The sequence below is a fragment of the Actinophytocola sp. genome, from assembly GCF_049647105.1.
GTDB lineage: Bacteria > Actinomycetota > Actinomycetes > Mycobacteriales > Pseudonocardiaceae > Actinophytocola.
The window spans coordinates 22,936-43,502 of sequence record NZ_JBARWZ010000027.1 but is presented as its reverse complement, the minus strand read 5'-3'; the positions used below and the strand labels follow the sequence as shown (position 1 = coordinate 43,502).

General features: G+C 68.3%; 26 protein-coding genes. 15 read left to right on the top strand and 11 right to left on the bottom strand.

The window, feature by feature from the left end:
- Position 1 precedes the first annotated feature (1 nt).
- From pucL to WBA97_RS03925, 8 genes are all read right to left on the bottom strand, one after another.
- Positions 2-871: a factor-independent urate hydroxylase gene (gene pucL / locus WBA97_RS03960; RefSeq protein WP_424229285.1), complete on the bottom strand. Its 870-nt coding sequence runs from the start codon at positions 869-871 to the stop codon at positions 2-4.
- 6 nt (positions 872-877) lie between these two features.
- Entirely contained in the window at positions 878-1,174 is a 297-nt protein-coding gene (gene uraH / locus WBA97_RS03955) for a hydroxyisourate hydrolase (RefSeq protein WP_424229284.1), read from the bottom strand.
- Positions 1,171-1,665, bottom strand: a complete 495-nt coding sequence (gene uraD / locus WBA97_RS03950; protein ID WP_424229283.1) for a 2-oxo-4-hydroxy-4-carboxy-5-ureidoimidazoline decarboxylase — start codon at positions 1,663-1,665, stop codon at positions 1,171-1,173. The genes uraH and uraD overlap by 4 nt, the downstream gene beginning before the upstream one ends.
- 35 nt (positions 1,666-1,700) lie before the next feature.
- On the bottom strand, positions 1,701-1,907 hold the full coding sequence (locus tag WBA97_RS03945) for a helix-turn-helix domain-containing protein (protein ID WP_101365704.1): 207 nt from the start codon (positions 1,905-1,907) through the stop codon (positions 1,701-1,703).
- Positions 1,907-2,389 carry a DUF2975 domain-containing protein gene (locus tag WBA97_RS03940; RefSeq protein ID WP_424229282.1) on the bottom strand — a complete coding sequence of 161 codons (483 nt, stop codon included), beginning with the start codon at positions 2,387-2,389 and terminating at the stop codon, positions 1,907-1,909. Before WBA97_RS03940 ends, WBA97_RS03945 begins: the two co-directional genes overlap by 1 nt.
- A 185-nt stretch (positions 2,390-2,574) precedes the next feature.
- The gene (locus WBA97_RS03935) at positions 2,575-2,955 is read right to left on the bottom strand and encodes a RidA family protein (RefSeq protein ID WP_424229281.1); all 381 of its coding nucleotides are present in this window, start codon (positions 2,953-2,955) and stop codon (positions 2,575-2,577) included.
- A complete protein-coding gene (locus tag WBA97_RS03930; RefSeq protein WP_424229280.1) occupies positions 2,955-3,713 on the bottom strand; it encodes an IclR family transcriptional regulator in 759 nt (252 codons plus the stop codon). Before WBA97_RS03930 ends, WBA97_RS03935 begins: the two co-directional genes overlap by 1 nt.
- The gene (locus tag WBA97_RS03925; protein WP_424229279.1) at positions 3,710-4,666 is read right to left on the bottom strand and encodes a sugar kinase; all 957 of its coding nucleotides are present in this window, start codon (positions 4,664-4,666) and stop codon (positions 3,710-3,712) included. The genes WBA97_RS03930 and WBA97_RS03925 overlap by 4 nt, the downstream gene beginning before the upstream one ends.
- A 110-nt stretch (positions 4,667-4,776) precedes the next feature.
- On the opposite strand from WBA97_RS03925, the gene WBA97_RS03920 reads away from it, so the two are divergent.
- From WBA97_RS03920 to WBA97_RS03870, 11 genes are all read left to right on the top strand, one after another.
- Positions 4,777-6,090, top strand: coding sequence for an amino acid deaminase (locus WBA97_RS03920; RefSeq protein ID WP_424229278.1), 1,314 nt, complete (start codon positions 4,777-4,779; stop codon positions 6,088-6,090).
- Entirely contained in the window at positions 6,090-7,667 is a 1,578-nt protein-coding gene (locus WBA97_RS03915; protein WP_424229277.1) for an N-acyl-D-amino-acid deacylase family protein, read from the top strand. The genes WBA97_RS03920 and WBA97_RS03915 overlap by 1 nt, the downstream gene beginning before the upstream one ends.
- Before the next feature lies 1 nt (position 7,668).
- Entirely contained in the window at positions 7,669-8,289 is a 621-nt protein-coding gene (locus tag WBA97_RS03910) for a bifunctional 4-hydroxy-2-oxoglutarate aldolase/2-dehydro-3-deoxy-phosphogluconate aldolase (protein ID WP_424229276.1), read from the top strand.
- Between the two features lie 17 nt (positions 8,290-8,306).
- On the top strand, positions 8,307-9,692 hold the full coding sequence (locus WBA97_RS03905; protein ID WP_424229319.1) for a GntP family permease: 1,386 nt from the start codon (positions 8,307-8,309) through the stop codon (positions 9,690-9,692).
- Positions 9,692-10,732: a lactonase family protein gene (locus WBA97_RS03900; protein ID WP_424229275.1), complete on the top strand. Its 1,041-nt coding sequence runs from the start codon at positions 9,692-9,694 to the stop codon at positions 10,730-10,732. Before WBA97_RS03905 ends, WBA97_RS03900 begins: the two co-directional genes overlap by 1 nt.
- A complete protein-coding gene (locus tag WBA97_RS03895) occupies positions 10,729-11,127 on the top strand; it encodes a DUF1707 SHOCT-like domain-containing protein (RefSeq protein ID WP_424229274.1) in 399 nt (132 codons plus the stop codon). Before WBA97_RS03900 ends, WBA97_RS03895 begins: the two co-directional genes overlap by 4 nt.
- 94 nt (positions 11,128-11,221) lie before the next feature.
- The gene (locus WBA97_RS03890) at positions 11,222-12,511 is read left to right on the top strand and encodes an extracellular solute-binding protein (RefSeq protein ID WP_424229273.1); all 1,290 of its coding nucleotides are present in this window, start codon (positions 11,222-11,224) and stop codon (positions 12,509-12,511) included.
- Positions 12,511-13,410: a carbohydrate ABC transporter permease gene (locus tag WBA97_RS03885; protein ID WP_424229272.1), complete on the top strand. Its 900-nt coding sequence runs from the start codon at positions 12,511-12,513 to the stop codon at positions 13,408-13,410. The genes WBA97_RS03890 and WBA97_RS03885 overlap by 1 nt, the downstream gene beginning before the upstream one ends.
- Positions 13,407-14,246, top strand: a complete 840-nt coding sequence (locus WBA97_RS03880; RefSeq protein ID WP_424229271.1) for a carbohydrate ABC transporter permease — start codon at positions 13,407-13,409, stop codon at positions 14,244-14,246. Before WBA97_RS03885 ends, WBA97_RS03880 begins: the two co-directional genes overlap by 4 nt.
- Entirely contained in the window at positions 14,243-15,625 is a 1,383-nt protein-coding gene (locus tag WBA97_RS03875; protein ID WP_424229270.1) for a beta-N-acetylhexosaminidase, read from the top strand. The genes WBA97_RS03880 and WBA97_RS03875 overlap by 4 nt, the downstream gene beginning before the upstream one ends.
- A 215-nt stretch (positions 15,626-15,840) precedes the next feature.
- Positions 15,841-16,185, top strand: a complete 345-nt coding sequence (locus WBA97_RS03870; protein WP_424229269.1) for a hypothetical protein — start codon at positions 15,841-15,843, stop codon at positions 16,183-16,185.
- Positions 16,186-16,413: 228 nt separating this feature from the next.
- Here WBA97_RS03870 and WBA97_RS03865 read toward each other — a convergent pair whose 3' ends face one another.
- The 3 genes from WBA97_RS03865 to WBA97_RS03855 all read right to left on the bottom strand — a co-directional run bounded on the left by WBA97_RS03865 (position 16,414) and on the right by WBA97_RS03855 (position 18,042).
- A complete protein-coding gene (locus WBA97_RS03865; RefSeq protein WP_424229268.1) occupies positions 16,414-17,031 on the bottom strand; it encodes an HAD family hydrolase in 618 nt (205 codons plus the stop codon).
- A complete protein-coding gene (locus WBA97_RS03860; RefSeq protein WP_424229267.1) occupies positions 17,028-17,705 on the bottom strand; it encodes a tetratricopeptide repeat protein in 678 nt (225 codons plus the stop codon). Before WBA97_RS03860 ends, WBA97_RS03865 begins: the two co-directional genes overlap by 4 nt.
- 214 nt (positions 17,706-17,919) lie before the next feature.
- On the bottom strand, positions 17,920-18,042 hold the full coding sequence (locus WBA97_RS03855) for a hypothetical protein (protein WP_424229266.1): 123 nt from the start codon (positions 18,040-18,042) through the stop codon (positions 17,920-17,922).
- A gap of 158 nt (positions 18,043-18,200) precedes the next feature.
- On the opposite strand from WBA97_RS03855, the gene WBA97_RS03850 reads away from it, so the two are divergent.
- The 4 genes from WBA97_RS03850 (at position 18,201) to WBA97_RS03835 (ending at position 20,259) form a co-directional block, all read left to right on the top strand.
- On the top strand, positions 18,201-18,965 hold the full coding sequence (locus WBA97_RS03850; RefSeq protein ID WP_424229265.1) for a GntR family transcriptional regulator: 765 nt from the start codon (positions 18,201-18,203) through the stop codon (positions 18,963-18,965).
- Between the two features lie 10 nt (positions 18,966-18,975).
- Positions 18,976-19,641 carry a YdcF family protein gene (locus tag WBA97_RS03845; protein WP_424229264.1) on the top strand — a complete coding sequence of 222 codons (666 nt, stop codon included), beginning with the start codon at positions 18,976-18,978 and terminating at the stop codon, positions 19,639-19,641.
- A gap of 165 nt (positions 19,642-19,806) precedes the next feature.
- A complete protein-coding gene (locus tag WBA97_RS03840) occupies positions 19,807-20,013 on the top strand; it encodes a DUF397 domain-containing protein (RefSeq protein WP_424229263.1) in 207 nt (68 codons plus the stop codon).
- A gap of 78 nt (positions 20,014-20,091) precedes the next feature.
- Positions 20,092-20,259 (top strand): DUF397 domain-containing protein, encoded by a 168-nt coding sequence (locus WBA97_RS03835; RefSeq protein WP_424229318.1) that lies wholly within the window; start codon positions 20,092-20,094, stop codon positions 20,257-20,259.
- Positions 20,260-20,567 lie beyond the last annotated feature (308 nt).

The following is a 20,567-nucleotide window of genomic DNA, read 5'->3' as shown; positions in this document are numbered from 1 at the left end:
GTCACCACCACGCCAGCCCCGCGTCGGGAGCGCCGTCCCGCACGACCGAGCCCTCGATGAGCCCGTAGGGCCGGTCGGCGGCGAAGAACACCTCGCCGGGGTTGTCCAGCTCGAACGGCGACAGGTCGACGAGGAAGTGGTGCTTGTTCGGCAGCGACAGCCGCACCTCGACCAGCTCGTCGCGGTGCCGCAGCACCTGCTCGCCCATCGCGTACAGGGTTTGCTGCAGCGACAGGGAATGCGTGTCGGCGAACGCGTCAAGCAGGTGCCTGCACGCGGTGTGGTGCGAGCCGGTCCAGTCGGCGTTCTCCGCAGCGCCGTGCCGCCACCGCGCCGACACGGCGGTCGCGAGGATGCGGTCGTGGGTCTCGGGCAGCGTCGTGTACTCGTCGTTGTGGAACCCGTGGAACTCCGACCCCGTCGTGTTCATGAGCACCAGGTCGTCCACGCCGGACACGACGGTCGCGGCCGTGCCGTCGTAGGTGACGGTGGCGGTGCGGGTGCCCGCGCCGCGCACGAACGAGTGGTCCCGGTCCCCGATCCGCTCCCACCTGTACTGCTCGATCTTCACCCTGGCGCGGTGGATGGTGGGGGTGCTGTCGACGAAGTGCCGCGCGAGCCGCAGCGCGAACGCCTCGATCTCGCCGACTCCGTCGCGGGCGAACGCGTAGACCGTGTTCTTCTGCGTGTCGGTGGGCAGCACGCCGGCGTTGTCGCCGGTCAGGTGCGTTGCGGAGAGGTCGCCAGCCAGGGCGGTGCTGACGTTGAGGTCGGTGACCACGTGGCGGTCACCGCCACGGTCGACCCGGACGAGACGGGTCTCGGCCTTGCCGTACTGGTTGTCACCAAGACGGATGTCCTGATCGGTCATCACTGATCAACTCCCCCGATATGTCGAGTAGCCGTACGGGCTGAAGAGCAGCGGCACGTGGTAGTGACTGTCGTCGGTGACCCGGAAGGCGACGGTGACCTCGGGGTAGAACTCGCCGCGGATCTCGAAGACGAGCCGGTAGGTCCCCGGCTCCTCGGTGTCCCAGCCGGAGATGCGCCCGTCGGCGTCGGTGTGCCCGTCGGCGATGGTGCGCCAGCCCGCGTCGTGCAGTTCGAGGCGCACGGGAACGCCCTCGGCGGGACGCCCTTCGCTCGTGTTCAGAACGTGGGTGGAGAGACTCATGAGCCGAACGCCTTCCCGAGGCGCAGGTCGACGATCTTGCGCAGCTCGTCGCGGACCACGTCGCGTTCGGTCGCCGGATCGTTGGCGAGGCGCGTGCGGAGCGCGGTCAGCATCTCCTCGCCGGTCAGGCCGGTGGCACAGATGAGGAAGACGTGCCCGAACCGTTCCTCGTAGACGACGTTGCCTGCCACGAGGTCCTCGTCCGGGGTCGCACCCGCCTGCTCCTCGCGTGACCACGCGGCCTCCGTGCCCGTCCCGGTGGCGCGTTCCCCGATGCGCGGGTGGGCGGCGAGGGCCTGGTCCACATCGGCCCAGTCGAGCGCGCGGAGGACCTGCTCGGAGACACTCCGCAGCTGGGCGAGGTCGTGGTAGGGGCGCCGGGCGAGGACCTCGTCGGCCCAGCGGCGGGACGCGCAGCACGCGAGCAGATCGTGCTCGGCGGCCGCGGGCTCCTCGGCGTTCAGCCGGTCGAGCGGTGAGTCGTCGGACATCCTCGGGACTGTACCGGCGGGTCAAACGGGTGGTGTCACTCGTCGACCCACTCGAGCAGGTCGCCGGGCTGACAGCCCAGCACCCGGCACATCGCCTCCAGGGTGGAGAAGCGCACCGCCTTGGCACGGCCGTTCTTCAGCACCGCCACGTTCGCCGGGGTGAGCCCGACCCGCTCGGCGAACTCGCCGACGCTCATCTTGCGCTTGGCCAGCTCGACGTCGATGCGCACGACGATCGGCATCAGATCACCGAGTCCATGTCGGTGCGCAGTGTGGTGGCGGACCGCAGCAGCTCGCGCATCACCACCATCAGCAGTCCCAGCACGGTGACCCCCGTCGTCATCAGGAGCAACACCATCGGCATCCCGGGGTCGTCCGCGTTGACCCCCACGAACACGAACACCCCGACGAGCACCGCCCACCCCGCGGCGATGGCCAGCACGATCGCGTTCACCCACCTCATCGCGTCCTCGGTGAAGATGCGGTCCTTCTGGACCATGCTGAGCAGCTGCCACGTCGCCACGATCACCACCTGCACACACAGCACGAGGAAGATCGCGATCACTGTCGCAGGCCACCGCAGCGGTGCGTCGTTCGGGTTTTCCCTGGCCATATGGGCGAACTGCCCTGGCAACGACAGCGTCTGGAACACGACGAGAACCCCGAACAACACCACGAGGAACACGCGGAGCGGAACCACAACGGCCCGATGCACACCGATCATGCATCGATTATCGACATAAACCTATCGAAAGGCTAGTCCGCCTCCCGGAATTTCTCAGTGTGGGTATCGACCCAGCGCATCCTCGGACCGCGGGTGGTTGGTGGTTGAGTGCCGTCACGTTCCCCTGAGGTCACAGCTGGTCAGGCCCAGACCCTCGCGCAAAGATCCATGGGACATGGGACCGGTTACTCCAGGACGGCCATGGCGTCGATCTCCACCAGCAGGCCTTCCGGGAGGCCGACGTACACGGTCGTGCGGGCCGGGAAGGACTCCTCGAAGAACTCGCGGTACGCGTCGTTCAGCTCACCGAAGTGGGCCACGTCGGTGAGGTAGACGCGGCACATGACCACGTCGTCGAGGGTGGCGCCGCCCGCCTCGAGGATCGCCCGCACGTTCTGCATGACCCGGCGGGTCTGCTCGGTGACCGTGGTCCCGACGATCTCGTTCGTCGCGGGGTCGAAGGCCACCTGACCGGCCACCTGCAGGATGTTGCCCTTGCGGATGCCATGGGTGAGCGGCACCGTCGGGATCTTGGCGCCCTCCGGGTGGATCGCGACCTTCGCCATCAGCTGTTCCTCCTCGTTTCCGGGTAACCACACTCGGCGGACGCCGCCGAGGCCGCGGCCAGCAGTGCCGGCACCAGCTCCAGCAGGCCGTCCAGGTCGAGCACGACCTGCGGCACCGACAGCGACATCGCCGCGAGCACCTCACCCCGCGCGCCGCGCACCGGCGCCGCCACGCAGTGAATGTGCTCCTCGTGCTCCTCGTTGTCGATCGCGTAGCCGCGCTCCGCCACGTGAGCGAGCTCCGCCAGGTAGGCGCGCGGGGTCGTGATCGTGTTCGCCGCCATCTTCTCGTACGTGAGCGACGCGGCCACCGCCGCGCGCTGGTCCGCCGGCAACGCGGCGACCAGCACCTTCGCCACCGCCGTGCAGTGCAGCGGCGCGCGGCGGCCGATGCGGGAGTACATCCGCACGTTGTGCCTGCTCTCGCACTTGTCGATGTAGATCACCTCACCGTCCTCGTAGGACGCGAGGTGCACGGTGTGCCCGGTCTCGGCGTTCAGCGCACGCAGCGCGGGCTCGACGCTGCGCCGCACGTCCCGCTCGTCGAGCGCGCGGAACGCCAGCTCGAACAGCGACGTGCCGAGCCGGTAGTAGCGGACCCCGTCGCGCTGCACGAACCGGTGCGACTCGAGCGTGCGCAGCAACCGAAGCACCGTCGTCTTGTGCACGGCCAGCCGCTCGGCCAGCTGGTCCAGCGTGCGCCGGCCGTTCGCCAGCTCGTCGAGCAGCACCAGCGCTCGGTCCAGGCTCTGACTCACGACGACTCTCCGGTCACGTACGCGGCGGCCCACTCGGCCTCGGACGCGTCGAGCATGGCGTAGACGTACGCGTCCGGCAGCGAGGGGCCGACGTCGTGGTGGGTGCGCAGCGCGGTCGCGGCCCGCAGGTGCCCGGCCCGCAGCCGCCGCCGGGGCGACCACCCGGCGAGCGTCGCCCACAGGAACCCGGCGGCGAACGCGTCACCGGCGCCGACCGGTTCGACCACGTCGACCGTCAGCGCGGGCTGGAACAGCTCGGTGTCCCCCTCGACCAGGGTCGCGCCCGCCGCACCCTGCTTGACCACGAGCGTCGCCGGTGCCGGCAGCAGCGCGCGGATCCGCGCCGGTTCCTCAACGTCCCACACGAGCTTGGCCTCGTCGGCGCCGACGAACACGATGTCCGCGGCCGACGCCAGCTCCCGCAGCACCGACGGGTCGCGGCCGGTCCACAGCGGAGCCCGCCAGTTGAGGTCGAACGACAGCGTGAAGGTTCTCGGCGCGCCCATGAGCCGCCGCATCAGCGCGAGACAGCTGTCCGACAGCGCGGGTGTGATCCCGCTGGTGTGCACGACCCGCACGCCGTCGAGGACCAGTCCGTCGAGCAGTGCGGGCGCCATGCCCGAGGCGGCGGAACCGCGGCGGTAGTAGCGGACCGGGCTGCCGGAGGCGTCACGTTCCTTGACGTACAGGCCGGTCGGCCGCTCCGGGTCGACGGTCACGCCGGACACGTCGACGCCGAAGGAGGCGATCGTGGACACGACGGCCGTGCCGAACGCGTCGTCGCCGACCGCGCTCACCCACGCGGGCCGCAGACCGAGTGCCGCGACGTGACAGGCCACATTGGACTCCGCGCCACCGACGGTCCGGTGCCACGTGGTCACCTCGGCGGGCGGACCGGGCTCGGCGGGCACGAACATGGCCATGGTCTCACCGAGACAGAGCACGTCTGGCATCCCCACCGGCCACCCCTCACGCCGTTGACTGGTCGGCCGGGGAAATGCTACACAATTCGGTGGCACATAGCGCAATAGCCGTTGCAAAATACGCAATATGAGGTGAGCGGATGCCGCAGATCACCCCGGGCCGGATGGACCCCGCCGCGCTCGAGGCGCTCCTCGACGAGCGGATCGACTGGCGCTTCAAGGGACTGCCGAACTCGCTGTCCGGATTGTCCATTCGAGACGCCAGGGACCGGCGCCCGAACCTGTTCGGCGACGGGTTCCTCCCACCCGTCACGGTCCTCGACGAGTCCGCCCTCACCCACAACCTCACCACGATGGCAGACCTGTGCGCACGCCACGGTTTCGCGCACGCGCCGCACGGCAAGACGACGATGGCGCCGCAGCTGTACGCGCGGCAGTTCGAGCACGGCGTGTGGGGCCAGACCGCGGCGAACGCGAGCCAGCTGCGGATCTACCGCGCGTTCGGGGTGAGCCGGGTGATCCTCGCGAACGAACTGGTCGACGCGGCCGCACTGCGGTTCATCGCGGGTGAGCTGGACCGCGACCGGGGCTTCGAGTTCTGGTGCTGGGCCGACACCGAACGAGGCGTCGAGCTGATGACCGCCGCGCTGCGCGAGGCGGCCCCGTCCCGTCCGGTGGACGTGCTGATCGAGCTGGGCGTACCGGGCGGCCGCACCGGGTGCCGTGACCGGACCGCCGCGCTGAAGGTCGCCGAGGCCGTCGCCGCGAGCCCGGTGCTGCGGCTGACCGGCGTCGCGAGCTACGAGGGCGCGGTGGCGGGCGACACGTCGGCCGACGGGCTCGCGACCGTGCACACGCACCTGACCGAACTGCGGGCGCTGGCCTTGGACCTCGCGGAACGCGGCCACTTCGACGGTGTGGACCAGGTGGTCGTGACCGCGGGCGGCAGCTCGTTCTTCGACCAGGTCGTCGAGGTGCTCGGCGGACCGTGGCCCGACGGGCTGCCCGTGCTGCCGGTGCTGCGCAGCGGCGCGTACCTCACGCACGACGAGGGGTACTACGCACGCAGCTCCCCGCTCGGCGCGAGCCCCCGGCTCGACGGCCCCCGGCTGCGGCCCGCGGTGCGGGCCTGGGCGCAGGTCAACTCGCGGCCCGAGCCTCGGCTCGCGTTCATCACCGCGGGCAAGCGGGACGTGCCCTACGACATCGACCTGCCGGTGCCCGAGCTGCGGCGCGCGGGCGGCGTCACCTCCGCGCTGACCGGCTGCACGGTCACCAAGGTCAACGACCAGCACGGTTTCGTCCGGCTCGACAGGGACGCGGCGCTGGAGGTCGGCGACTGGGTCGGCCTCGGGCTCTCGCACCCGTGCACGACGTTCGACAAGGTCCCGCTGATGCCGATGGTCGGCGCGGACGGCGAGACCGTGGTCGACCTGATCCGGACGTTCTTCTGATGCTCACCTTCCTCGGCGCGACCGTGGTCGACGGCACCGGCGGGCCGTCGTACCGGGCGGACGTGACCGTCGGCGGTGGACGGATCGCGGCGATCGGCACCGGTGGCGGCGGACGCGTGGTGGACGCGGACGGGCTCGTGCTCGCGCCCGGGTTCATCGACATGCACGCACACTCCGACCTGCAGATACTCGCGCATCCCGACCACATGGCGAAGGTGTCGCAGGGTGTCACGCTCGAGGTGCTCGGCCAGGACGGGCTGTCCTACGCGCCGGTCGACGACGACACGCTCGCGGACCTGCGCGCGCAGCTGGCCGGGTGGAACGACGACCCGCCCGGCTTCGACTGGGACTGGCGCGGCGTCGGCGAGTACCTGGACCGGCTCGACCGCGGCATCGCGGTGAACGCGGCCTACCTCGTGCCGCAGGGCACCGTGCGGGCACTGGTGGCGGGCTGGGACGCGCGGCATGCCACGGAGTCCGAGCTGGACCGGATGCGGGCGCTGGTGGCGACCGGGCTCGCCGAGGGCGCGATGGGCATGTCGTCCGGCCTCACGTACACGCCGGGCATGTACGCCGGCACCGGGGAACTGGTCGCGCTGTGCGAGGTCGTCGGCAAGGGCGGCGGTTACTACAGCCCACACCACCGCAGCTACGGCGCCGGCGCGCTCGAGGCGTACGCGGAGATGGTCGACGTGTCGCGGCGGTCCGGCTGCCCGCTGCACCTCGCGCACGCCACGATGAACTTCCCGGTCAACGAGGGCCGTGCTGGTGAGCTGTTGTCGTTGCTGGACGACGCGATCGCCGACGGCTGCGACATCAGCCTGGACACCTACCCGTACCTGCCCGGCGCGACCTACCTGTCGGCGCTGCTGCCGAGCTGGGCAGCAGAAGGCGGCCTTGCCGCGACGCTCGCCCGTCTGTCCAATGTGGACGCCCGGGAGCGGATCCGCGCCGACATCGAGGAACACGGCTCGGACGGCTGCCACGGCGTGCCCGTCGACTGGGACTCGATCGAGGTGAACGGCGTTCGCCGCGACGACAACGCCCACCTGGTGGGCAAGTCGGTCGCGGCGTCGGCACGCGAGGCGGGCAGGCCGCCCGCCGAGCTGTACTTCGACACGCTGATCGCCGAGCGGCTCGGCACGTCGTGCCTCATGCACGTCGGGCACGAGGACAACGTCCGCGCGATCATGCGGCACGCCGCGCACACCGGCGGCAGCGACGGGTTGCTGGTCGGCGAGCGGCCCCACCCGAGGGCGTGGGGCACGTTCCCCCGCTACCTCGCGCGGTACGTTCGCGAATTGGGGGTGCTGAGCCTGGAGGAATGCGTCGCGCACCTGACGGGCCGCGCCGCGCGGCGGCTCCGGCTGACCGACCGAGGGCTCGTCCGCGAGGGGTACGCCGCGGACCTGGTCCTGTTCGACCCGGCCACGGTGGCCGACACGGCGACGTTCGAACAACCGCGCCAGGCCGCGGCCGGTATCCCGTACGTGCTGGTGAACGGCGTGCCCGTCATCGAGGACGGCAGGCACACCGGCGCGCTCCCCGGCCACTCGATCCGCAACAAGGGAGCGTGACATGCACCTGCTCGCGGAGCTGGAGGCCCGGCGTGCGCTGTGCATCATCCGCGCGCCGATCATCCCCGACCCCGTTGGGCTCGCGCGGACCCTCGTCGAGGCCGGCATGCCGATCGTCGAGTTCGCGCTGACCACGCCGGACGCGCCCCGGCTCATCGAGCAGGCGTCGCGGGTGGACGGTCTGATCCTGGGTGCGGGCACCGTGATGTCCGAACAGGACGCCCGCGACGCGATCAACGCGGGCGCGACGTTCCTGCTCACCCCGGGTCTGCGTGCCGCGGTCGCGGAAGAGGCGGTGCGCCATGACATCCCGGTCGTGCTGGGCGCGATGACACCGACCGAGGTCGCGACCGCGGTCGACCTCGGCGCGGCGGCGGTGAAGGTGTTCCCAGCGGCACGGCTCGGCCCGGTGTACTTCAGCGACCTGCTCGGGCCGTACCCGGACGTGCACCTGGTGGCCACGGGTGGCCTGAACGCGGAGAACGCGGCGTCGTACCTGGCGAACGGCGCGATCGCCGTCACCGCCGGAAGTGGTGTGGTGGGACCGAAACTGGCCGCCGAGTCGAGATTCGAGGAGATCGGGCAGCGCGCGAAGGAATTCCTCTCAGCTATCGCTCAATAAGGAGACCAATGTCGGGGTTGGTTGATTGGCTGCAGCACTCCACACCGGGGTTACTGCTGCTCGCCGCGATCGGTATCGCGGCCCTGCTGTTGATGATCATCAAGTGGAAGGTCGAGCCGTTCATCGCGTTGCTGGTGATCGGCCTGCTGACCGCGCTCGCGGCCGGGCTGCCGGTGCAGTCGCTGGTCGGCTCGGCGCAGAAACCTGGCGAGTCGTTGCTGGAGACGGGTTTCGGCGGCATCCTCGGCCACATCGCGGCGATCATCGGGCTGGGCACGATGCTCGGCGCGATCCTGGAGGCGTCGGGCGGCGCGCAGGTGCTGACCAGGTCGCTGCTGCGGGCGCTGGGTGAGAACCGCGCACCGCTCGCCATGGGGCTCGCCGGGCTGATCTTCGGCGTGCCGGTGTTCTTCGACGTCGGCATCTTCGTGCTCGCGCCGCTCGTGTACGTGGCGGCCAAGCAGGGCGGCAAGTCGATCCTGCTGTACTGCCTCCCGCTGCTCGCCGGCCTGTCGGTGACGCACGCTTTCCTGCCACCACACCCGGGACCCGTTGCGGCAGCGGGACTTCTCGGGGTGGACCTCGGCTGGGTGATCCTGATGGGCGCGGTGTGCGCCATCCCCGCCTGGTACCTCGGCGGCGTGCTGTTCTCGTCGTGGATCGGCAAGCGGATCGACATCCCGGTCCCGGAGGACATGCTGGCGGCGGCGAAGACCGAGCGCGACGGCGACGAGCCTGGGCTGGGCCTGGTCGTGGGCATCATCGCGATCCCGCTGGTGCTGATCCTGGCCGGCACGTTCGGCAGCATCCTGTTACCCGAGGGCTCGACGGCCGTCGGCGTCGCGAACTTCATCGGCACCCCGGCGGTCGCGCTGACCATCGCGGTGCTGCTGGCGTTCTGGCTCCTGGGTTACCGGCGCGGCATGACGAAGTCGCAGGCCGCGGAACTGAGCGCGGCGTCGCTGCGCCCGGTCGGCATGATCCTGCTGGTCGTCGGCGCGGGCGCGTTCTACGGCGCGGTGCTGAAGGCGACCGGCATCGGCGACGTGATCGCCGACAGCCTGCACGACGCGGGCCTGCCGGTGATCTTCGCGGCGTACGTGATCAGCTGCGGCCTGCGCATCGCCCAGGGCTCGGCCACCGCCGCCATCGCCGCGTCGGCCGCCATCATCGGCCCGACGATCAAGGACGTCGGCTACTCACAACCCCAGCTGGCGCTGATCGCGGCGGCGATCTGTGCCGGTTCGATCATCGCGTCGCACGTCAACGACGGTGGATTCTGGATCGTGTCGCGGTACTTCGGCATCTCGGTGAAGGACACGTTGAAGACGTGGACCGTGCTGGAGACCATCCTTTCCGTGGTCGGCTTCGCCGTCGCGGCAATCCTCATGGCGGTGATCTGATGCTGGACCGACGAGAGTTCCTCGGGTACGCGGGTTTCGCGACGGCCGCGTTCGCGATGGCCCGCACCGGCGGCGAGCTCGCCGCACCGTCCACCGTGTACCTCGGCACCTTCGGCGGCGACCTGCGGACCGGCGAGGTGGGCGACGACGGGACACTGACGGTCACCGGCACGGTCGCCGGTGTGCCGGACGCGTCGTTCCTCGCCTTCCACGACCGGTTCCTTTACACCACCAACGAAGGACAGGGCCGCGTCACCGCGCTCGACCGCACCACGAACACGGTGCTGAACACGGCGTCGAGCGGCGGCGCGGGCCCGACCCACCTTTCTGTGCATCCGGACGGCTACCTGCTGACCGCGAACTACAGCTCCGGCTCGGTCGCCGTGCACCGGCGCGACGACGACGGCACGATCGGCGAGCGGACCGACCTCGTCCAGCACGTTGGCACCGACCGCGATCCGCACGCGCACCAGGTTCTCCCCGATCCGACGGGTCGATGGGTGCTGGCGGTCGACCTCGGCGCCGACTCGGTGTACGTGTACGGGCTCACCGACGGCGTGCTCACCCAGCACCAGCAACTGCGGCTCCCCACCGGTGCGGGCCCACGCCACCTGGCCTTCCACCCGTCCGAGCCGCTCGTCTACGTGCTCGGGGAGCTGCGCCCGGAGATCACCGTCGCGACGTGGGCCGACGGCACGCTCACCCCGGGCCAGGTCATCCCGACCGCGCAGGGCGGCAACTTCCCCGCGGAGATCGCGGTCAGCTCCGATGGCCGGTTCGTGTACGCGTCGAACCGCGGTGACAACACGATCGCCGCGTTCGCCGTGACCGGCGACCAGCTCACCGCGCTTGGCGCCACGCCGACCGGCGGCGACTGGCCACGCCACTTCACGCTCAGCCAGGACGAACAGCGGATCTACGTGTCGAACCAGAACTCCGGCACGGTCACGTGGCTCCCCCGCGACCCGGCCACGGGCACGCTCGGTCCGATGGAGGGGTCGGCAACGGTGCCGTCGGTCGGTATCGTCGCCTGGGCATGAGTGACGACGACGAACTCTGGGTGGACAGCGCCGACCGGAAGGTGGCGCTTCGGGCGCTGTCCGAGCACCGGGACGAGGAACACCTGACGACGACCGAGTACGACCGGCGTCAGGACCTCGTGCGTGCCGCGCAGACGCGTGCCGACCTCCGTGCCCTCTTCGCCGACCTGCCCTCTCCGCACCCGCTGATCGGCGAGGAACGCGACGCCTGGACAGCGACTCCTGGCAGCCGTGTGAGAGCGGAGACGCCGACGGGCGCCAGCAACGGCACCGGGATCGTCCTCGGCAGCGGCGGGCTCATCGTGCTCGGCGCGCTCATGGCCGGGTGGTGGGTGCCCGCGATCATCCTCGCCTGTGTCGTCGTGGTCGTGACCGTGCTCGTCGCCGCGCGCTGATTGGTCCAGACCCTTGTGTCCGGTGGTGGCACCTCTCTAGCATCCGTTGCGGAGTGCAAAACGTCCATTGCGCATAGTGCAACGGAGGCCCAGCATGAGGTTCCGACGGACACTCGCGGTTGCCGCTCTCGGCGCGCTCGCGATCGGTTGCGCGCCACCGCAGGCATCGAACGACACCGCGCGGCAGGGCGAGGAGACCACCGGCGAGCTGCGGGTCTGGCTGTTCCAGGAGGCGTCCAACGCCGCCAAGGAAGCCGTGGTCGACGAGGCGAAGGCCGAGTTCGAGATGGCACACGACGGCGTCACCGTCAACGTCGAGTACCTGCCCGTCGACGGCCGCGCCACCCGCTTCAACGGTGCCTTCAACGACAAGGCCAGCGCACCCGATCTCGCCGAGTTCGGCAACACCGACCTTGCGGGCTACACGGCGTCCAACGGGTTCGCCGACCTCACCGCCGACCTGGAGAAATGGCCCGACAGCAAGGACCTGGTGCCCGAGGTCCTCGACACGGCCACAGTGGACGGCAGGACCTACGGCATCCCCTGGTTCACCGGCACCCGCGCGCTCTACTACCGGACAGACGTCTTCACCGAGCTCGGCCTGAAGCCGCCGACGACACTCGACGAGCTGACCGCGACCGCGCGGCGGATCCGGGCCGCCAAGCCCGAGCTGTACGGGATCGCGGTCGGCGGCAAGTACCAGTTCGCGCTCCTGCCCTACATCTGGGCCAACGGCGGCGACGTGGCCGAACAGGACGGCGACGCCTGGCGGGCCACGATCGACTCGGAACAGGCGCGCGCCGGGCTCGGCCAGTACGCGGAGCTGATCAGCGACGACATCTGCCCGCCCGCCGCGTGCGCGCAGCTCACCGGCAGCCAGTCGGTCGCCGCGTTCGCCGGTGGCAAGGCCGCAATGACGATCGGCGGCGACTTCAACCGGGCCGCGGTCGACGCGGGTGCGGTCACGGGCAGGTATGCCGTGGTTCCGTTGCCCGGCAAGGAGTCCGGCTCCATCGCCCCCGCGTTCGCTGGTGGCAACCTGCTCGGCGTGTTCACCTCAAGCAAGAAGCGCACGCTCGCGCTGGACTTCGTGAAACTGCTGGGTGGCAAGGCCTACCAGGAGAAGATGTTCGGGGCGATGGGCAACATGCCGACGTTCGCCGACGTGCAGGATCGCATCGCCGCCGACGACGAGTTCCTCGGGCCGTTCATCGAGACCGTCCAGAGCGGCACCAGGTTCGTGCCGTCCACCCCGGCCTGGACGAAGATCGACGCGGCAGGCGTGCTGCCGACGACGGTCCAGCAGGTCGCGACCGGACAGCTGGACGTGGCCGCGGCCACCAGCGCGGCGGCGGCCGAGATGAACGAAGCCTTCGGCAGCTGATGGCGTTCGCGCACCGGCGGGACGGGCCCGCCGCCCTCCGGTACCTGCTGCCCGCCGCGGTCGTGCTGCTGGCGCTGATGGCGTACCCGATCTACCAGCTGGTCGTCATCTCGCTGTACGACTACGGCCAGCCGCAGGCCAGCGGCGCGGCACCGCTCGTGTTCATCGGGCTGGACAACTACGTCACGCTCCTGTCCGACCCCCGGTTCTGGGACGTGCTGCTCACGACGATCGTGTTCGCCTCGGTCTGTGTGCTCGGCACGCTGCTCGTCGGCACCGCGCTGGCCGTGCTCGCGAACCGCGCCCGCGCGGTGCCGAGAACGCTGCTGTTCCTCGCCGCTCTCGGCGCGTGGGCGACGCCGACGATGGCGGGTTCGTACGTGTGGCTGTTCCTGTTCGACCAGGACTTCGGGCTCGTCAACGAGGTGCTCGCGGGCCTCGGCCTCGACGGGATGCGCGGCCACTCCTGGACCTTCGAGCGGTACTCCGCGTTCGGCCTGGTCGCCGCCGAGATCATCTGGTGCTCGTTCCCGTTCGTGCTGGTCACCATGTACGCGGGCATCAAGGCGATCCCCGGCGAGGTACTGGAGGCCGCGGCGCTGGACGGCGCGTCGGCCCGCCGCACGGCCACCACGGTGATCCTGCCGATCCTGCGGCCACTGCTGCTGATCGCGACGATCCAGTCGATCATCTGGGACTTCAAGGTGTTCACGCAGATCTACGTGATGACGAACGGTGGCGGCGTGGCCGGGCAGAACCTGGTGCTGAACGTGTTCGCGTACCAGAAGGCGTTCGCCGGTGAGGAGTACGGGCTTGGCGCGGCGATCGGCGTCGTCATGACCGTCCTGTTGCTGTTGATCACCGGCTTGTACGTGCGGGCGCAGCGGGGTGTGCGATGAGGCGCGGGCAGCTCGTCGCCGACGTCGCGTGCGTGGTGATCGCGGCGGTGGTGGCGTTTCCGCTGTACTGGATGGTGCTGTCGGCACTCAAACCGGCGGGCGAGGTGCAGTCGGCGAACCCCCGGCCGTGGACCGGCGCGCCGACTCTGGACAGCTTCCGGCGCGTGCTCGACGTGGAGAACTTCGGGCTGTACTTCGTGAACAGCCTCGTGGTCGCGGTGCTGGTGGTGGCGCTGTCGCTGGCCGTGTCGTTCCTGTCGGCGGTGGCGCTGACCAGGTTCCGGTTCCGCGGCCGCACCGTGTTGCTGGTGATGTTGCTGGTGGCGCAGATGGTGCCGGTGGAGGCGCTGACCATCCCGTTGTTCTTCCTGATGCGGTCGTTCGGTGACGTGGTGCCCGCGATCGGGTTGAACCGGCTCGGCGCGCTCGTGGTGGTGCACCTGGCGTTCAGCCTGCCGTTCGCGATCTGGCTGCTGCGTGGCTTCGTGGCGACGGTGCCGGAGGAGCTGGCGGAGGCGGCCGCACTCGACGGCGCGTCCCGGTTCCGGTTCACGTGGCAGGTGTTGTTCCCGCTGGTCGCGCCGGGGCTGGTGGCGGCGAGCGTGGTGTCGTTCATCCACGCCTGGAACGACTTTCTCTTCGCCAAGACGTTCCTCATCTCCGGCACCGGCAACCGGACGCTGCCGTTGGGGCTGCTGGTGTTCTTCAAGCCGGAGGAGCAGGACTGGGGCGCGATCATGGCGGGCTCGACGCTGATGACGTTGCCGGTGCTGGCGTTCTTCCTGATCGTGCAACGACATCTGGTGTCCGGCATGGCCGGGGCGGTGAAGGGATGACCGGGTTCGATGGGCTGCTGCCGCGCCCGGTACGGGTCACCCCGGCGGGCGGCACGTCGGCCGGCGGTTCGTCCGTGTGCGCCAGGGACGTGTCGTTGCCCCCGTCGGGCTTCCGGCTGACGATCGACGGGTCCGGGGTGCGCATCGAGGCGGCGGACGCGGCGGGCGAGTTCTACGGTCACCAGGCACTGCGCCAGTTACGTGGCCCGTCGGCGTTCCGCGCGGTGGAGCTGCCCGGCGATCCCCTTCCCTGCGGCGTGGTCGAGGACTGGCCGAGGTTCGGCTGGCGCGGCTGTCTGCTCGACGTGGCACGGCACTTCATGCCGAAGTACGCGGTGCTGCGGTTCCTGGACCTGATGGCCGCACACCGCTTGAACGTCCTGCACCTCCACCTCACCGACGACCAGGGCTGGCGCATCGAGGTCCCGGAGTTCCCCCGGCTGACGACGGTGGGCGCGTGGCGGCACGGCTCGTGGACCGGTCGCCAGCCGGATGGCACCCCAGACCACGACGGCCGACCGCACGGCGGCTACTACCCGGTCGACGACCTGCGGGAGATCGTGGCGTACGCGGCGGCGCGGCACATCACGGTGATGCCGGAGGTCGACGTGCCGGGCCACAGCCAGGCGGCGATCGCGGCGTACCCGTGGCTGGGCGCGACCGGCCGGCAACTGGCGGTCATGACGAGCTGGGGCATCAACGACAACGCCCTCGCGATGACCGACGAGGTGCTGGACTTCTACCGCCGTGTCCTGACCCACGTGACGGAGATCTTCCCGTCGGAGGTGATCTGCGTGGGCGGCGACGAGGTCCCGACCACGGATGCGTCGCACGACTGGTTCATCAGCGGTCTCGTCGAACACCTGGAGTCACTGGGCCGCAGAGGTTACGTGTGGGACGAGGCCCTGTCCCCCGCTCTGCCCGACCGGACCATCGTCGCCGCCTGGCACCCGCACGTCGACACCGGCGACCACGACGTGGTGGCGTGCCCTGAGGAGCACCTGTACCTGGACCACCGCCAGTCCGACCACCCCGACGAGCCGATCCCGGTGGGGTACCTACGCACGCTGGCGGACGTGTACGCGTACGAGCCGCCGCCCTCGGCGCTGGGCGCGCAGGCGCAGGTGTGGACCGAACACCTGGACTCACCCCGGCGAGTGGACTACGCGGCGTTCCCGAGGTTGGCCGCGTTCGCGGAGGTGGTGTGGAGCGCCGGGGAACGCTCGTACGAGGAGTTCGAGCGACGGCTGGTGAGCTACCACCTGCCAAGGCTGGACGCACTGGGCGTCGAGTACCGCCCCCTGGCGGGACCGCACCCGTGGCAGACCCGTCCCGGCGTGCCGGGCCGTCCGAGGGAGCTGACCTCCGGCCCCTGGTAGCCAGGTCAGCGACTCATCGATCGGGCCTGACGTGCCGCGGACCACCCAAAGTGATCAACTTCTGCACGTCGACGCACGCCGTGACCAGGCGTTATGCAGAAATCACATGGGCCATGCAGAAATCGCCATAGACCCGGCGACTCGGCTGGCCCCACGGTTGAGGAGCAAGACCCGACCGGTACCAGCCCCTGGATCGAACCGAGGTAATTCCCCCGATGACTGAGCCGAACTCGACGGAGGTCATCGCATTCCGGTGCCCGGATTGCATGGGAACCGGCAAAGAGAAGTCCGTTGACGGCAGCAACAGTGTGCAGCCATGTGGATGTGACGGCGGCATCGTCATGGGATTTGTCAAGGTTTCGACCGAGGGTGGCCTGCGGCATGTGTTCCAGTTGATTTCCGATTCAGCGTTGGCACTGTGCGGACATCAGATCTCGACGGAACGAACTTTCGAGGCCGACGGACAACCTCCCTGTCTTCCTTGCTTTTACGTACTGAGCATGCTGACCAGCCAGAATGATGCGCCGGTCGATCGATGGTCGAGCGGAATCCGACCATGAGCGATCGATCCGACACCAGCGGGACGGATATTGTCCGCGAAATAACTGCGTCGCCGCGCGTAGATCAGGTTCCGTGCACTGTCGCCGGCCTCACCGCCGAAGAATTGCTGGAACGTTCAGAGCGGCACAAGGCGAGAGTGCGTGAGGGCGTCGGCGATTCCATAGAACCTTTTGGATGTGACGGCTGGCGATAGATATCAAGAATCGCGTACATCCTGGTTGGTACGACTAGACCGTGGCAAGGCCCAGCATCTGCGCGATTTCTCGCACCGCGTCGGCCGGTTCGTCCACTAGCACCGTAGTCATGCCGAGAGTCGCGGCGGGTGCCAAGTTGCGCGGCACGTCATCAGCGAAGATGCACTCATTTGCTGATAGTCCCAACTGAGCCAAGGCGAACTTGTAGATCTCCAGATCTGGCTTTGCGTAACCGACCTTGTCAGACACGACGACAACATCGAAATACTCGGGCAGGGCATATCCGGTGTAGATGTCGTATCCACCGGTGCCCCAGGAATTCGACAGCATCGCTGTATTTACTCCGGCATTCTTGGCCTGCGCAACCAGGGCAAGCATGGATTCACATGGGCGCAGGTCTGCACAGATACGCTGAGTCAAGTCGACGTCGGAAACCGCCAGCAGTTTTCCTAGTTGGCGTTCGAACTCCCGTTGCGTGATCCGTCCCGCCTCGGCTTCGAAGAGTGCAGCCTTACCGGCCGGGTCTTCGCGCAGAACGTAATGCAAGCGATGAGGGTCGAGACCTTCACGCTCACAGAACGAACTGAGAGCAGACCGGAATCGGGTAGTTACCACACCGCCAAAGTCAACAATGAGCGCTTTGTAATTCACCAAGTAGCCCCTATTTCAATCAGCATCTCGCCGAGTTGCCTGCCTGCATTTTGGTCGATTGCGCGCACACTTCTGTATAGCTTCTCGATTCGCTGGAGGCTCGTGGCGTGGCGCGTACCGCCAACTATCTCCAGGGCACTCTTGGCATGCCTTGTCGCTTCGTCCACTTGGTTGCTGGCCGCATATGCCTCCGCGAGGTCGACATATGCTGTGCATCGATGCTTCAACAACGACTCATCGAGCATGTCCAAAGCGTTGTGCAGATGCTGTTGAGCCTCCGAGTAGCGGCCGAGTCGCATCAAGTCTCCGCCGACATAGGCCGACAGTTTCTCGGCGTTAAAAACCCCGATGCCAGCCCATGGCTCGCTTGCGTCCGCCGCTTCCAGATGCCTGGCGGCACTATCCAACAGTCGTCGGCACGTCAGCTCGTCTCTTCCTGTGGCGTACATCTCGGAGGCGACAGCGGACAGCCAACCGTGAGTAACCGGCGGTATACCACGTTTGGCAATCGCCAACGCGGCATCAGCGTAATCGCGCCCGCTATCAGCATCAGTTTTCGGGTTGTAAGCGTAGGCCACGACCACCCGGACGTCGAGCGCGAACTCATCCTCACCCGAGGAGGCAGGTCGCTCGGCCAACGCTGTGGCGCCGCCGGAAGGCAGGACCTCCAACATGTGGATCACTCTCCTTACTTGGTGTGTTGGTGCAGGAACACCTGACCGGCCGAGGCGTTTGCCGCATTGGGCCAGGAGATCGTGATCCGGCTGTGCTTCTTGTCGACGACACGTCCGTCGGGAATCTGGTCATCCGCTGTGTCGATCGGGTAGACACGGAACTGCGGGCCGGGTCCACCGCGGTGCTCTCGCTGCCAAATCCGAAGCTGTTCTGCTACTTCCTGGCGAGCTGCTCCGCGTCCGGGCCGAACGCGTGGACACCGAACTCCACGTCATCCTCGATGGCGGTGCTGCGCGTCGTGACGTACGCCAGGTTTCCACCAGCGACCACAGCCATCGCGGCGGAGTGGCTTCCAGGCGGGGCTGATAGAACTATCCCTATAGGACACCTCCGTTCAGCACATGTCAATAGAACTATCTCTATCGACGTTCAATGGCCACCTTGGCGAGTAGAGATAGAGTTATCCGATGTTGACTAGGGAAGGGAGAGGCCACATGGGCATCGGCTACCGCGAGCTGGCCTCGGCGCTCCGCACCGCCATCCAGGCGGGGACCTTTCCGACCGGTAGCACGCTGCCCAAGCAGGAGGAGATCGCTGACGAGCACGGTGTCAACGTCAACACCGTGCGCAAGGCGGTTGGTGTCCTTGAGGCGGAGGGGTTGGTAACACCCGTTCGGCGTAAGGGCACCGTCGTCCGTGCACGACCGCCGATGAAGCGACTCGGGATCGAGCGCTACGCCAAGAGCAAGTGGAAGTTCGGGCTGGTCGCGTTCGCTGCTGACCGCGAGGCATCCGGGCGAGCGTGGAAGCGTGGCGATCAGACCAACGAGGTCAGCCGCGTCGAGGCGGATGCCAAGGTGGCCGAAGCGCTTGGTGTCGAGGAAGGTTCTCCGGTCTTCAAACGTGCCCGTCTGATCAAAGACGCAGGCGTGCCGACGCACACGCTAACGAGCTACTACCGCCCCGAACATGTGGAGGGCACGCCGCTCGTCGACCCAAAGCCGGGAACGGCGACGCCAGGTGGCGGATTCGCCGTCCTGACCATGCAGGGCCTGGAGCCCGAGGACATCACCGAGACGGTTTCCGCCCGCATGCCCACACCGGACGAGCTGAAAATACTGGAGCTGCCCGCAGGGGAACCAGTCATGGAGCTGCACCGTACGACCTACACCGCCGACGGTGTGCCGGCCGAGTTCGCGCGGGGTGTCCATGCCGCGAGCCGCTTCTCATGGTCGTACAGCTTCAAGCTTCCCGACTGAGGAGGAACCCGTGTCCGGTGTCATCCCTGCGTCAGTGCACGACGACGTGGAGATCTTGTGGGTCTACCTCCGGCTGGGCCACGAGTTGCGGCACACGGATGTCGGCGTCGGTCTCGGTAGCCACGACATCGGTGTCGCCGTGCGGACCGCCGAGCTGTACAAGCGGAGCCTCTTCTCGCTAATGGTGTTCACCGGTGCCAATGCGCCGACGACCATCGACCGCTTCCCACGTGGCGAGGCTGTGCACTACCGGGAACGTGCGCTGGCGAAAGGCGTGCCCGACGAGGCGATCCGGGTGGAGTCCAAGGCCAGGAACACCGGCGAGAACATGACGCTGACACGCGACCTGTTGCGCGCCGAGGGCATCACGCCGAAGTCGGTCATGCTCATCTCGCGCCCGTATCAGGAGCGCCGCGCGTACGCGACCTGCCGCAAGCTCTGGCCCGAGGTCGAGGTCGTGTGCACGTCCCAACAGGTAGACCTGGACACCTACGCGGCCGGTATCGGCGACATTCCGCGCATGATCAACGTGATGGTGGGCGACACGCAGCGAATCCGGCTCCACGCAGAACGCGGCTACGCCATCCCGCAGGACATGCCGGACGAGGTGCAGGCCGCGTACGAACGCCTTGTGGCCGCGGGCTACACCGCTCACCTCATCCCCGAGGCTGCCTGAACAGCCACGTCCGACACCAGATGAGCGCAGCGACGAAGTAGCCCGCTTCCAGCGCATCTATGATCGGGTGTGGGGCATGACCGCGGACGCGGAAACGTCCGTCGCGATGATGCGCCAGGCTCAAGCCAAGCTCATGACGTGATGATCCCGAGGAGGGGTTACCTAATGATCAGTGACCGCCTCTCCCAAGCCAACTGGCGAAAGAGCACCATCACCCAAGCCAACGGCTCGTGTGTCGAACTGGCCACGGACGGCGAGACGTGGGGAGCTGTCCGCGACAGCAAGCAGCCGGACGGCGGCCAGCTCGTGTTCGCGAACAGCTCGTTCCGGGCGTTCATCGGCGTAGTGAAGTCCAACCAGGTCGAGGCGTAAGCCGGGTGATGGTCGCGCAGCCGTCACCATCCGGGGTAGTGATCACCGCTGGTCTACTCATAGCGGGGAGGCGTGATCATGAACTGGCGTAGGTCCAGCTTCAGCGGGGACAGCGGGGACTGTGTCGAGGTTCGGCAAGACCTGACGGCTTTGCGAGACAGCAAGCAGGCTGACGGGCCCGAACTACCGACCCCGGCGTTCCGTGACCTCCTGCGGACTGTGAAGGCTGGTCAGTTCGATCGCTGACACTCCGAGGCCCCCGGCTTCTTCCATGTCCACACGCCTGTATACGTCGTCGAGTCCGGGGTGGACGGACAGTCGCTCGTACCGGTACTCGCCTTGCTCGTCGAGTCACACAGAGCCGCCCGGTTGGACCATGGCCCCAAGGCCGTAGTAGGTCCGGCACCAGTCGAGATCAAGCCCGATCAGCTCGGGGGCTCTTCGACGACGTGTCGTCGGCCTTTCGCAGGTCAGGGCGTTAGCGTTAAAGGCGAGCACCTGGGGCGACTCGAAGGTAACGAGAAGGAGGGCTGAGCAATGACCCGTTCGTGGAA